This window comes from Streptomyces sp. 63XJN7_1_ISO-PGPR-S23-121 (assembly GCF_056173025.1).
In genome coordinates, this window is record NZ_CM149653.1 from 7,052,501 (window position 1) to 7,064,613 (window position 12,113).

At 73.0% G+C, this 12,113-nt stretch carries 12 protein-coding genes (1 of these 12 cut by a window edge); 2 read left to right on the plus strand and 10 right to left on the minus strand.

Features of this window, described 5'->3' with window-relative positions; genetic code table 11:
- Nucleotides 1-79 carry the 5' end (the start) of a stage II sporulation protein M gene (locus AC0VYN_RS31510; protein ID WP_475533715.1) on the minus strand. It extends 929 nt beyond the left edge of the window, so 79 of the gene's 1,008 nt are visible here — the first part of the coding sequence; its start codon is at nucleotides 77-79; its stop codon lies off the left edge, out of view.
- A gap of 126 nt (nucleotides 80-205) precedes the next feature.
- On the opposite strand from AC0VYN_RS31510, the gene AC0VYN_RS31515 reads away from it, so the two are divergent.
- Entirely contained in the window at nucleotides 206-1,150 is a 945-nt protein-coding gene (locus AC0VYN_RS31515; protein WP_475533716.1) for an RDD family protein, read from the plus strand.
- A 39-nt stretch (nucleotides 1,151-1,189) separates the two neighbouring features.
- Here the strand turns inward: AC0VYN_RS31515 and AC0VYN_RS31520 are convergent, their stop codons facing one another.
- From AC0VYN_RS31520 to AC0VYN_RS31560, 9 genes are all read right to left on the minus strand, one after another.
- Entirely contained in the window at nucleotides 1,190-1,828 is a 639-nt protein-coding gene (locus AC0VYN_RS31520) for a hypothetical protein (RefSeq protein WP_475533717.1), read from the minus strand.
- Nucleotides 1,829-1,938: 110 nt separating this feature from the next.
- Nucleotides 1,939-3,396 (minus strand): adenosylhomocysteinase, encoded by a 1,458-nt coding sequence (gene ahcY / locus AC0VYN_RS31525; protein ID WP_385461210.1) that lies wholly within the window; start codon nucleotides 3,394-3,396, stop codon nucleotides 1,939-1,941.
- A 322-nt stretch (nucleotides 3,397-3,718) separates the two neighbouring features.
- Nucleotides 3,719-4,693: a cation diffusion facilitator family transporter gene (locus tag AC0VYN_RS31530; protein WP_475533718.1), complete on the minus strand. Its 975-nt coding sequence runs from the start codon at nucleotides 4,691-4,693 to the stop codon at nucleotides 3,719-3,721.
- Between the two features lie 144 nt (nucleotides 4,694-4,837).
- Complete coding sequence (gene manA / locus AC0VYN_RS31535) at nucleotides 4,838-5,989, minus strand: mannose-6-phosphate isomerase, class I (protein WP_475533719.1); 1,152 nt, start codon at nucleotides 5,987-5,989, stop codon at nucleotides 4,838-4,840.
- 79 nt (nucleotides 5,990-6,068) lie between these two features.
- A complete protein-coding gene (locus AC0VYN_RS31540; protein WP_385461219.1) occupies nucleotides 6,069-7,196 on the minus strand; it encodes an SIS domain-containing protein in 1,128 nt (375 codons plus the stop codon).
- Between the two features lie 59 nt (nucleotides 7,197-7,255).
- Nucleotides 7,256-7,426 carry a Trm112 family protein gene (locus tag AC0VYN_RS31545; protein WP_385461222.1) on the minus strand — a complete coding sequence of 57 codons (171 nt, stop codon included), beginning with the start codon at nucleotides 7,424-7,426 and terminating at the stop codon, nucleotides 7,256-7,258.
- A gap of 292 nt (nucleotides 7,427-7,718) precedes the next feature.
- Nucleotides 7,719-9,083, minus strand: coding sequence for a phosphomannomutase/phosphoglucomutase (locus tag AC0VYN_RS31550; RefSeq protein ID WP_475533720.1), 1,365 nt, complete (start codon nucleotides 9,081-9,083; stop codon nucleotides 7,719-7,721).
- 60 nt (nucleotides 9,084-9,143) lie between these two features.
- The gene (locus tag AC0VYN_RS31555; RefSeq protein WP_475537022.1) at nucleotides 9,144-10,760 is read right to left on the minus strand and encodes an L-lactate permease; all 1,617 of its coding nucleotides are present in this window, start codon (nucleotides 10,758-10,760) and stop codon (nucleotides 9,144-9,146) included.
- Nucleotides 10,761-10,915: 155 nt separating this feature from the next.
- Nucleotides 10,916-11,290, minus strand: coding sequence for a DUF3499 domain-containing protein (locus AC0VYN_RS31560; RefSeq protein WP_475533721.1), 375 nt, complete (start codon nucleotides 11,288-11,290; stop codon nucleotides 10,916-10,918).
- 343 nt (nucleotides 11,291-11,633) lie between these two features.
- Here AC0VYN_RS31560 and AC0VYN_RS31565 point away from each other — a divergent pair, with 343 nt between their 5' ends.
- A complete protein-coding gene (locus AC0VYN_RS31565; RefSeq protein WP_385461306.1) occupies nucleotides 11,634-12,086 on the plus strand; it encodes a metallopeptidase family protein in 453 nt (150 codons plus the stop codon).
- The last annotated feature ends 27 nt before the right edge of the window (nucleotides 12,087-12,113 follow it).

The following is a 12,113-nucleotide window of genomic DNA, read 5'->3' on the forward strand; positions in this document are numbered from 1 at the left end:
GCCGGCGTCGGCGCCGCAGCAGGGTGTCGAGGCGGTCCCACTCCGCGCGGTGGGCGGAGACGAAGACGTCGAGGTCCATCGGGGTGCCTGCTCCTCGGCTATCGTCGGCGGCTCGTCGTGGATCAGCTTGTCGTACCGCGGCGCGGTGCGTCCTCAGCTTGGCAGACTGGCGGGGACGGGGGCAGCCAGGGGAAGGGCGTCAGGCGTGAGTGAGCTGGTGACGGGCGAGGCCGTGGCGCTGGAGCTGCGTCCCGCGAAGCTGCCCAGCAGGGCGCTGGCCGTCCTGCTCGATCTGGCGGTCGCCGTGGCCGCCTACGTGGTGGGGACCGTCGCTCTGGTGGCGTCCACCTCGTCCCTGGACGCGGCGGCCCAGACGGCGCTGTCCCTCGCCGTCTTCGTCCTGGTGCTGGTGGGCGCGCCGATCGCGGTGGAGACGCTCAGCCACGGCCGGTCGCTGGGGAAGATGGCGTGCGGGCTGCGGGTGGTGCGGGACGACGGGGGGCCGATCCGGTTCCGGCACGCGCTGGTGCGGGGTCTGATCGGGGTCGTGGAGATCCTGCTGACGCTCGGAGTGGTGGCCTGCATCGCTTCTCTGGTGTCGGCACGGGGGCGCCGCCTCGGGGACGTCTTCGCGGGGACGCTCGTCGTGCGGGAACGGGTGCCGGTCGCGCCCACCGGTTTTCTGCCCCCGCCTCCGCCGTGGCTGGCGGGGCGGTTCTCGGAGCTCGACCTGTCCGCGGTGCCGGACGGTCTGTGGCTCGCCGTGCGTCAGTACCTGGCACGGATGGGGCAGCTCGATCCCCAGGTCGCCCGGACCATGGCGGAACGGCTCGCCTCCGACGTCGCGACCCGTACGGGGGCTCCGGCGCCGCACGGTGTCCCGCCGGCGGGTTATCTGGCGGCGGTGCTGCAGGAACGGCAGGCCCGGGAGGCCCGGCGGGCCTTCGGCGGCGGTGCGCCCGGGGGCGGGACACCTGCCGCGCTGCCGGCCGCGCCTCAGCCGTCGGTGGCGTATCCGTCGCCGGTGTCGCCGGTGACTCCGCCGGTCGTGCCTCCGGCGGGGGCGGCGCACGGTTCCCGGCCGCCGGAGGTGCCGGGGGACGGGCCGCGCGGTGAGCGGCCCGCCACCGGGTTCGTGCCGCCGGAGTAGCGGTCGCCGCCGTCCCGTCCCGCCCGCCGTGTCACGGGGTCACGTGCCCGCGCCCGGTTCCTGCGAGGGGAAGACGGACGGCGGTGACTCCAGGTCCTCCAGCTCGATGCCGGGAGCCGCGAGCACCACGTCGCCGGCGATGTGCACGGCGTGCTGTTCGCCCGTGTCCAGGGCTGTGACCTGGTACTCGTCCACGGTGAGTGACCCGCTGTCAGTGGCGTGTGCTTCTCTGTTCACCAAGGCCCAGGACTGGTCCAGGGTGCGGGGGGCGAGGACCGGGTCCGTGAGGGCGACGAGCCGCAGGCGGGTGGCCGGTGCGAAGGGGGTGAGGCGCAGGAGTCGGGCGGTGGCGACGAGGAAGGCGGGGGACGTGCCGGTGAAGGCGTGGGCGCGCGCATTGCCTTCGGTGGCGTGTACCCCGGTGGGGTCGGTCCGGACCCAGGTGACGCCGTCGATGGCCGCGCCGCGGACCTGCCAGTCGGCTGCGTGGAGTTCGAGACGGATGGGGCGGCCGAGTTCGTCGAGGGCGAGGTCGACGGATCCGAGGTGGTCTCCGGTGGGCGTGGTCCGCCGGGAGACGTAGCGCCAGCCGGAGGGGCCGGGGGCGCACTGGAAGTGTTCTTCCGCGAGGGGGGTGTGATCGTGCGGATCGTGGAGCGAATAACGGCCGCGGGGCATGGGTGTCCTGGGTGGTGACGGGCTCGTCCGGCCGCTGATGCGGGCGCGGCGCTCATGGGGCAGGCCCCCGGCACGGGGGTGCGGGGGCCTGCCTCGGAGGAGCCGGTGACTCAGTAGCGGTAGTGGTCCGCCTTGTAGGGGCCCTCGACCTTGACGCCGATGTAGTCGGCCTGCTCCGGGCGGAGCGTGGTCAGCTTGACGCCGAGGGAGTCGAGGTGGAGGCGGGCGACCTTCTCGTCGAGGTGCTTGGGCAGCACGTAGACGTCGGTCGGGTACTCGTCGGGCTTGGTGAACAGCTCGATCTGGGCCAGGGTCTGGTCCGCGAACGAGTTGGACATCACGAACGACGGGTGGCCGGTGGCGTTGCCCAGGTTCAGCAGGCGGCCCTCGGAGAGGACGATGAGGACCTTGCCGTCGGGGAAGGTCCAGGTGTGGACCTGCGGCTTGACCTCGTCCTTGACGATGCCGGGGATCCGGGCGAGGCCGGCCATGTCGATCTCGTTGTCGAAGTGGCCGATGTTTCCGACGATGGCCTGGTGCTTCATCTTGGCCATGTCCGAGGCCATGATGATGTCCTTGTTGCCGGTCGTGGTGACGAAGATGTCGGCCTTGTCGACGACCTCGTCCAGCGTCGTGACCTGGTAGCCGTCCATCGCCGCCTGCAGGGCGCAGATCGGGTCGATCTCGGTGACGATCACGCGGGCGCCCTGGCCGCGCAGGGACTCCGCGCAGCCCTTGCCGACGTCGCCGTAGCCGCAGACGACGGCGGTCTTGCCGCCGATCAGGACGTCCGTGGCCCGGTTGATGCCGTCGATCAGGGAGTGGCGGCAGCCGTACTTGTTGTCGAACTTCGACTTCGTCACGGCGTCGTTGACGTTGATCGCCGGGAACAGCAGGGTGCCGTCGCGGTGCATCTCGTACAGGCGGTGGACGCCGGTGGTGGTCTCCTCGGTCACGCCGCGGATCTCGGACGCCAGCTGGGTCCACTTCTGCGGGCTCTCGGCGACCGTGCGGGTGAGGAGTTCGAGGATGACGCGGTGCTCGTCGGACTCGGCGGTGTCGGGCGAGGGGACCTTGCCGTCCTTCTCGTACTCGACGCCCTTGTGGACGAGGAGGGTGGCGTCACCGCCGTCGTCCAGGATCATGTTCGGGCCGCCGGTGGGAGTGTTCGGCCAGGTCAGCGCCTGCTCCGTGCACCACCAGTACTCCTCGAGGGTCTCGCCCTTCCAGGCGAAGACGGGGACGCCCTGCGGGTCGTCGGGCGTGCCGTTCGGGCCGACGGCGATGGCGGCGGCCGCGTGGTCCTGTGTGGAGAAGATGTTGCAGGAGGCCCAGCGGACCTCGGCGCCGAGGGCGACGAGGGTCTCGATGAGCACGGCGGTCTGCACGGTCATGTGCAGGGAGCCGGTGACGCGGGCGCCGGCGAGGGGCTGGGCGTCGGCGTACTCCTTGCGGATCGCCATCAGGCCCGGCATCTCGTGCTCGGCGAGGGTGATCTCCTTGCGGCCGAACGCGGCCAGGGAGAGGTCGGCGACCTTGAAGTCCTGTCGGTTGTCGACAGTCGTCATTACGGACTGCTCCTCGGGTTGGGATCGAGGTGATTACGGCTGACCTGCGCGGCGGCGGACACAGGGGTGCCCCGAAGAGGACACAGGCATGCCCGCGTACGCGCAGCGCAGTCCGTCGGAGGCCCTCTCTCCCTCGGCCGGTCCGTCCTGGGACCGCCCGACCGCCATCAGCAGCGACGTCTGGCTCCGTCCCAAGCTACACCGCTGGACCCCGCGTCCCCAGTCCGCCTCCGCAGACTTCCGGCCGTTCCGCGGGTGGGCGGAGCGCGACCGGGGCCCGCCGAGAGTTCGGCGGGCCCCGGTCGAATGGAGCAAGCGGGTGTCAGTGGTGGCCGGTGGCCGGGCCGCCGGGGGTGGCTTCGCGGTCGGAGCCCTTGGCGGCCTCGGACTCGCTGTAGATGTCCGGTTCGAGGTAGATGACGCGGGCGATCGGGACGGCCTCGCGGATGCGGGCCTCGGCGGCGTCGATGGCGGCGGCGACCTCGGCGGCCGTCTCGTCGTGCCGCACGGCGATCTTGGCGGCGACGAGGAGTTCCTCGGGCCCGAGGTGGAGGGTGCGCATGTGGATGATGCGGGTGACGGTGTCGCCGTCGACGGTCGCGGCCTCGATCCTGCGGAGGTTCTCGGCGCCCGCGGACTCGCCGAGCAGCAGGGACTTCGTCTCGGCGGCCAGGACGAGCGCGATCAGGATGAGCAGGACGCCGATGCACAGGGTGCCGATGCCGTCCCAGACGCCGTCGCCGGTGAGCAGGGCGAGGCCGACGCCGCCGAGGGCGAGCACCAGGCCGATGAGCGCGCCGAAGTCCTCGAGCAGGACGACCGGCAGCTCGGGAGCCTTGGCGCGGCGGACGAACTCCGTCCAGGACTGCTTGCCCCGCAGGGTGTTCGACTCCTTGATCGCGGTGCGGAAGGAGAAGCCCTCGGCGATGATCGCGAAGACGAGGACGCCCACTGGCCAGTACCAGTGCTCGAGTTCGTGCGGGTGCTTGATCTTCTCGTAGCCCTCGTAGAGGGCGAACATACCGCCGACCGAGAAGAGCACGATGGAGACGAGGAAGGCGTAGATGTAGCGCTCGCGGCCGTAGCCGAAGGGGTGTTGCGGGGTGGCCTCGCGCTGCGCCTTCTTGCCGCCGACCAGGAGCAGTGCCTGGTTGCCGGAGTCCGCGAGCGAGTGCACGGCCTCGGCGAGCATCGACGACGAGCCGCTGAAGAGGAACGCCACGAATTTCGATACAGCGATCGCGAGGTTGGCGCCGAGTGCCGCCACGATCGCTTTGGTGCCGCCTGACGCGCTCATGTGTCGCGTTGTCCCTTCGCCTTCGCCTGCGTGTGTGCGCCGCCGGGCTGCCCGCCGGTGATCGGCTTTGCCCGTCCTTTGCGGTGGGTCATTGTTGCAGCCCGGCGGGGCACCGGTGCGCCCGACCGGGTTGCCGCTTTCCCGTCAGACACGCACGGTGGCGCGGAAGAGCGTGCCGCCACCGGACACTTCGGCCTTTTCGCCCGCCGGGACGAAGACGGACCGGCCGGGGGCCAGGTCGTGCTCGCCCGCCCGCACGGAACCGGCCGTGCACAGCAGGATCTGCGGTGCGGGGAGGGTGAGGTCGTGCGGGGCGGTGCCCTCGGGGAGGACGTAGCGGGAGAGGCGGAACTCGTCGGTCGGGGTGTCGTAGACCTCTTCGCCGTCGGGGGACGCCTCCGGGCGGAGGATGCCGGGGTCGCCGGGCTCGAAGCGGACGATGCGCAGCAGTTCGGGGACGTCGACGTGCTTGGGGGTCAGGCCGCAGCGCAGGACGTTGTCGGAGTTGGCCATGATCTCGACGCCGAGGCCGTTCAGGTAGGCGTGCGGGATGCCGGCGCCCAGGTACAGGGCCTCGCCGGGCTGGAGCCGGACGTGGTTGAGGAGCAGGGCGGCGAGGACGCCGGGGTCGCCCGGGTAGTGGTGGGCGATGCCGGCGTACGGGGCGTAGGGGCCGCCGAGGCGTTCGCAGGCGGCCGCGGTCTCGGCGACCGTGCGGGACATCTCCTCGGGGTCGGCCGTGAGGATCGCGGTGAGGACCTCGCGCAGGGCGGCGTCCTCGGGGTGGGCGCGGAGCAGGTCGACGTAGGGCTTGAGGGAGGCGACGCCGAGCCCGTCGAGGAGGTCGGCGGTCCCGGTGGGGGCGCGGAAGCCGCACAGGCCGTCGAACTCGGTGAGGGCGCAGACCAGTTCGGGCTTGTGGTTGGCGTCCTTGTAGTTGCGGTTCGGGGCGTCCAGGGGGACACCGCGGCGCTCCTCGTCCGCGTAGCCCTCCTGGGCCTGGGCCAGGTCGGGGTGGACCTGGAGGGAGAGCGGGGCGCCCGCGGCGAGGAGCTTGAGGAGGAACGGCAGCCGCGGACCGAACCTGGCGACGGAGGCGGCGCCGAGTTCCTTCTCGGGGTCGGCGGCGACGACCTGTGCGAGGGTGCCCCGGCCGGTGCGGGAGGGGGCGCCGGGGTGGGCGCCCATCCACATCTCCGCCTGCGGTTCGCCGGTCGTCTCGGTGCCGAGGAGGGTCGGGATCGCGGTGGTGGAACCCCATGCGTAGGGGCGGACGGTGTTGTCGAGGCGGTCCATGGGCTCTCTCTGCCGGTGCGTGCGCGGTGCTGGTGCTCGTGCTCGTGCTCGTGCTGGTGCGTGTGCTGTGCGTACGAGATCAGGCGCCGGAAGCGAGCGCCAGGTAAACGGCGGCGAAATCCGTGATGGCGATCAGTTCGGCGAGGGTCTCCAGTTCGCCGCCCGCCTCCGGCTCGAGCTCGCTGATGGGCGTGTCGTGGCCGAGCGCCAGGTCACGGGCGGCGGGGGCGGCGGTGAGGCCGCCGCCGGGGCGGTCGCGCAGCAGCACCACGCGCGCGTGCAGGGCGGGTGCCTCCTCGACGCGGTCGCGGAAGAAGTCGTCGGGGTCGGCGGCGGCTGCGAGGCGGCCGGCGAGCAGGGCGTTGTGCGCCGCGAGTGCCTCGGGCAGTTCGGCGACGACGGCGGGGGTGCCGGAGAGTTCGGCGAGCGCGGCGGCGAAGCGGCGGCCCGCCGGTCCGGCGGAGGTGCCCTCGGTCCAGACGACGGGGAGGGAGTCGGCCAGCTCGGCCGCCAGGGTCTTGGCGGGGTTGCTGTACGTCACGACGGCGGGTCCGCAGCGTTCGGCGACCTGGTCGAGGCGGTCGGCGACCTTCCCGACGGCGTCGGGCGGCGCGTCCAGCAGGCCGGTGCGGTCCAGCAGCGCGAGAAGCGGGGTGAGGAGGGCCCACAGGACGCCGGGGGCGGCGCCGGCGAGCGGCTCGTCGTGGTCGTAGGGGGCGGTCGCCATGGGGATGAACAGGCCGTGGGAGCCGTTCACCGACTCGCTGAGCGGGGAGCGGTCGGGGGCCACGGCGACGACCGTGCAGCCGCGGCGGTAGGCCTGTTCGGCGAGCAGGGACAGGCCCGGTTCGGCGCCGTCGGGGGTGGCGATCAGCAGCAGGTCCACGGAGCCGGCCCAGCCGGGCAGTTCCCAGCGCAGGGCGCCCGCGGCGGCCGCGACACCGGTGGGGGCGAGGCGGGTGACGGGGCTGCCGGCGCCGGCCAGCGTGCCGAGGAGGTCGGCGGCGTGGGTGGCGGCGGCCCCGGGACCGGCGATGAGGACGGCGCGGGGGCGGCCGTCCGGTTTGAGGTTGCCGACGCCGGCCTCGGCGGCGAGCCGGGCGGCGGTGCGGACGCGGGCACCGGCCTCGGCGGCGCCGCGGAGGAGGCCGCGGCGGTCGGCCTCGGCGAGGCCTTCCGGGGCGTCGAGGAGCGATTCGTCGAGCATGGCGGCAGTCTCCGATCGCCGGGGCGTTCGTTCGGTCGCGCGGGCGCCTTGGCGGCGGTCTATCCGGGGCGGCGGGCCTCGTCGACGAGGAGGACGGGGATGCCGTCGCGGATCGGGTACGCCAGACCGCAGTCCTGGCCGGTGCAGATCAGCTCCGCGTCCTGCTCCTTGAGGGGAGCGTGGCAGGCGGGGCAGGCGAGAATCTCCAGGAGGCCGGCTTCGAGCGGCATGGTGGTTCCCTTCGGGGGCGGTGGGGCTTGTGTGGATGTGCTGGTCAGGGTACCGCCGGTCACGGGGCCGGTGTCGGGGTCCGGTGGATGCGCGGCACGCGGCGCGGTGCGCGGAGGCGGGTTGCGTGGCCCGGCGCTACGGGGTGCCTCCCCCACTCTCGGCTTCGCTCGAGCGGGGGGGACACCCCCACCGCCCACCCGTGCCGGCCCCTGGGGGCACCGCCCAGGCCGTTCAGGCACTGGGGGAGGCACGACTGACCGCAGCTACGGCAGTTACGGCGGCTGGGCGTGGCTAGCTTCGGATGATGGCCAGGGCCTCGTCGCGGATCCTCGTCATCGTCGCCTCGTCGCGGGCCTCCGCGTTCAGGCGCAGCAGGGGCTCCGTGTTGGACGGCCGGACGTTGAACCACCAGTCGGCCGCGGTGACGGTGAGGCCGTCCAGCTCGTCGAGGGTGACGTCGTCGCGGCCCTCGTAGGCGGCGCGGATGGCGGCGAGGCGGCCCGCCTGGTCGGCGACGGTGGAGTTGATCTCGCCGGAGCCGGCGTAGCGGTCGTACTGGGCGACGAGGGCGGACAGCGGTCCGTCCTGCTCGCCGAGGGCGGCGAGGACGTGGAGGGCGGCCAGCATGCCCGTGTCGGCGTTCCAGAAGTCGCGGAAGTAGTAGTGCGCGGAGTGCTCGCCGCCGAAGATGGCGCCGGTCCGGGCCATCTCGGCCTTGATGAAGGAGTGGCCCACGCGCGTGCGTGCCGGGGTGCCGCCGTTCTCCCGCACGACCTCGGGCACGGACCAGGACGTGATCAGGTTGTGGATGACGGTGCCCTTGCCGCCGTTGCGGGCGAGTTCGCGGGCGGCGACGAGGGCGGTGACCGCGGACGGGGAGACCGGGTCGCCGTTCCGGTCGACGACGAAGCAGCGGTCGGCGTCGCCGTCGAAGGCGAGACCGAGGTCGGCACCCTCCTCGCGGACGCGCTTCTGGAGGTCGACGAGGTTGGCCGGGTCGAGCGGGTTGGCCTCGTGGTTGGGGAAGGTGCCGTCCAGCTCGAAGTACATCGGCACCAGGTCGAGGGGCAGGCCCTCGAAGACCGTCGGGACGGTGTGGCCGCCCATGCCGTTGCCGGCGTCGACGACGACCTTGAGGGGCCTGATGGCGGTGAGGTCGACGAGGGACCGCAGGTGGGCCGCGTAGTCGGCGAGCGTGTCGCGGCGGGTGACCGTGCCCTGACGGGAGGCGGGTTCGGGGGCGCCGGACGTGCTCCAGCGCTCCACGAGGGCGCGGATCTCCGCGAGGCCGGTGTCCTGGCCGACGGGCGCCGCGCCGGCGCGGCACAGCTTGATGCCGTTGTAGCGGGCGGGGTTGTGCGAGGCCGTGAACATGGCGCCCGGCAGGTCCAGCGCGCCGGAGGCGTAGTAGAGCTGGTCGGTGGAGCACAGGCCGATCTCGGTCACGTCGGCGCCCTGGGCGGCCGCCCCGCGCGCGAAGGCGCCGGACAGGCCCGGGGAGGAGGGCCGCATGTCGTGGCCGACCACGACGGCGTCCGCGCCGGTCAGCTCGACGAAGGCCGCGCCGAACAGCTCGGCCAGCGACTCGTCCCACTGGTCCGGGACCACACCGCGTACGTCGTACGCCTTCACGATCTGCGACAGATCAGCAGCCACGGCCAACCTTCCTGAAAGTCCTGTCGGAGCCCACAAACTACCCGTACGCACGCGCACGGGTCAGGGCAGCATCCAGCCCAGGACCGGGGTGGACTGTCCGACCACGATCAGGCACATGACCAGCAGCAGGCCGAGGCTCCACGGAAGCACCTTGCGCAGCAGGTCGCCCTCGCGGCCGGCGAGGCCGACGGCGGCGCAGGCGATGGTGAGGTTCTGCGGGGAGATCATCTTGCCGAGGACGCCGCCCGAGCTGTTCGCGGCGGCCAGCAGCTCAGGCGACAGGCCGGACTCCCGCGCGGCGGTCACCTGGAGGGCGCCGAAGAGGGCGTTGGCGGAGGTGTCGGAGCCGGAGACGGCGACGCCGAACCAGCCGAGCACCGGGGAGAGGAAGGCGAGTCCGGCGCCGGCCGCGGCGACGAAGTGGCCGATGGTGGCGGCCTGTCCGGAGAGGTTCATGACGTAGGCGAGGGCCAGCACGGAGGTGACGGTGAGGATCGCGTACCGCAGTTCGCGCACGGTCGCGAGCCACTCCCTGACCGCCACGCGCGCGTGGACGCCGAGGACGACGGCCGTGGCCAGCCCGGCGAGGAGCACGAGGGTGCCGCCGGTGGAGACGACCGGCCAGGAGAAGACGTTGCCGCCGACAGGCTCGCCCCGCGGATCCGCGACGTCCAGGAACGGCCAGTCGAAGGTCCGGGTGGCCCCGGCCAGCCAGTCCTTGACCGGCGGGATCTGCGCGACCGAGAAGACGGCGACGATCAGGGCGTACGGCGCGTAGGCGCGCAGCACCTCCCGGCGGGGGTCGTCCTCGTCGAGTTCCTCGCTGCGGGCCCCGGTCAGCACCGAGGCCCGGACGGGTTCGGCGGCCGGCCTGCGGGCCTGCGGCACGGCGACCAGGGCGCCCGCGCCGAGCAGGGCGGCGCCGATGTCGGCGAGCTGGGCGGAGACGTAGTTGGAGGCGGCGAACTGGGCGACGGCGAAGGCCGTTCCGCAGGCCAGGGCGGGCACCCAGGTCTCGCGCAGTCCGCGCCGCCCGTCCACCAGGCCGACCAGCAGCAGCGGGACGACGAGGGCGAGCAGGGGCGTCTGGCGGCCCACCACGGAGGCGACGTCGTCCAGCGGCAGCCCGGTGACCTGGGCCAGCGTGACCACGGGGGTGCCCATGGCGCCGAAGGCGACCGGTGCGGTGTTGGCGACCAGCGACACGACGGCCGCGCGCACCGGGTCGAAGCCGAGCGCGACGAGCATGACCGAGCAGATCGCGACGGGCGCCCCGAAGCCGGCGAGGGCCTCCAGCAGGGCGCCGAAGCAGAAGGCGACGACCAGGGCCTGGATGCGCGGGTCGTCGGAGAGCCTGCCGAAGGAGCGGCGCAGGATGTCGAAGTGCCGGGTGTGGACGGTCATCCGGTAGACCCAGAGGGCGTTGACGACGATCCACAGGATGGGGAAGAGCCCGAAGACGGCGCCCTGTGCTGCGCTCGAGAGCGTCTGGTCCAGCGGCATGCCGTACGCGAGCCAGGCGACGAGCACCGCCACCAGGAGGCCCGTGAGGCCCGCCAGGTGCGCCTTCATGCGGACGCCGCCGAGCAGGACGAGGACGATCACCAGGGGCAGGGCCGCCACCAGGGCGGACAGGCCGAGGGAGTCCCCGAGGGGTTCGAGTTCCTGGACGTACACGGGCGCCTCCCCGGATTCCGCCATGCGAAAGCGTTTTCTCGCGGCTTCCGGAATGGTCGTGTCCGCGACAAGGAGACGTCAATGGGTGTGCGGGAAGGATGTTCGGCGGAGGGTGCCTGTGACCACGGCGCGGCGGCGCCGGGAGCGGGTGGGGCTCAGTTGTCCGGCGAGCGCAGTACGCGCAGGTGGCCGCGGCGCGCGACCTCCATCGGGTCGGCCGATCGCGCCCCGCCGCCGGCTCCCGCCGCGCGCTGCTGGGGACGGGCGGCCTCGCGCACGGCGTTGGCGAGCGCTTCCAGGTCGTCGCCGCTGGGCCGGGCCGGGGCCGAACCGTCGAGGAGCCGGACGACCTCCCAGCCGCGCGGGGCGGTGAGGCGCTCGGAGTGCTCGGCGCACAGGTCGTAGCAGTGGGGCTCGGCGTAGGTGGCGAGCGGGCCGAGGACCGCGGTCGAGTCGGCGTAGACGTACGTCAGCGTCGCGACGGCGGGACGGCCGCAGGCGGTGCGCGAACAGCGACGTACAGGGCTCACGATGTTGGACGGTACCGCACTCTTGAGCGGGCCGCGACGATCCCCCGCCAGGTCACACCACCGTGTCGCGATGTGAGACGGGTCACGGCAGCCACCGGACGTACCGGTCTGACCTGCGTAGACGCCGATTCTCGAGCTGCCGGGCCGGCCCGGAGGCGGTCATAAGCTGATACAAACAGCGACATTTGCCATGAGATCCATGGTCACGGAGAGATACGGAATCGAGCCCCATCTTGGCCGGAACGGTCGCCCGCCGGTCTACCGTACGGGGTACCGCGACGGGCGCCGGTGTGTCGTGCGGGGTACGGCGCGCGGACGTCCCGAGGACTACCCTTCACCAGTGATGGACAACCCCGTGACGCCCCGTGAGGCCGGCCGCCCAGGACCCCGCCGTCGTGATCGCCACGGCCGGGGCATGCGCGGCCCGATCGCACCGCCGCAGGTACCGCTCGCCGCCAGCCGCGCCGACCTGTTCGCGGACCTGGTGCAGGACTCCGTCGAGCGCCTGGAGCGGCGGTGGCCGCAGCTCGCCGACATCGATTTCCACGTCCTCGAGGTGCCGCGGTTGGAGGGGGCCGGGCAGGTCTGGAACGACGAGGCGGTGCCGCTGGGCGGCACCGTGCCCGCGCGGGACGGGCGGCGGGGGCGCGTGGTCGTCTACCGGCGGCCGGTCGAGATCCGCACCAAGGGACGGGACGAGCGGGCGGCGCTGGTGCACGAGGTGGTCGTCGAGCAGGTCGCGGAGCTGCTCGGACTCACACCGGAGACGGTGGATCCGCGGTACGGGGAGGACTGAGCGGCGGCCCGGGTTCCCGGGCCGGGG

Coding starts and splice junctions, on each gene's coding strand:
- AC0VYN_RS31520 (WP_475533717.1), bottom strand. CDS start 1,828: ATGCCCCGCGGCCGTTATTCGCTCCACGATCCGCACGATCACACCCCC.
- ahcY (WP_385461210.1), bottom strand. CDS start 3,396: ATGACGACTGTCGACAACCGACAGGACTTCAAGGTCGCCGACCTCTCC.
- AC0VYN_RS31530 (WP_475533718.1), bottom strand. CDS start 4,693: ATGAGCGCGTCAGGCGGCACCAAAGCGATCGTGGCGGCACTCGGCGCC.
- manA (WP_475533719.1), bottom strand. CDS start 5,989: ATGGACCGCCTCGACAACACCGTCCGCCCCTACGCATGGGGTTCCACC.
- AC0VYN_RS31540 (WP_385461219.1), bottom strand. CDS start 7,196: ATGCTCGACGAATCGCTCCTCGACGCCCCGGAAGGCCTCGCCGAGGCC.
- AC0VYN_RS31545 (WP_385461222.1), bottom strand. CDS start 7,426: ATGCCGCTCGAAGCCGGCCTCCTGGAGATTCTCGCCTGCCCCGCCTGC.
- AC0VYN_RS31565 (WP_385461306.1), top strand. CDS start 11,634: ATGGACAACCCCGTGACGCCCCGTGAGGCCGGCCGCCCAGGACCCCGC.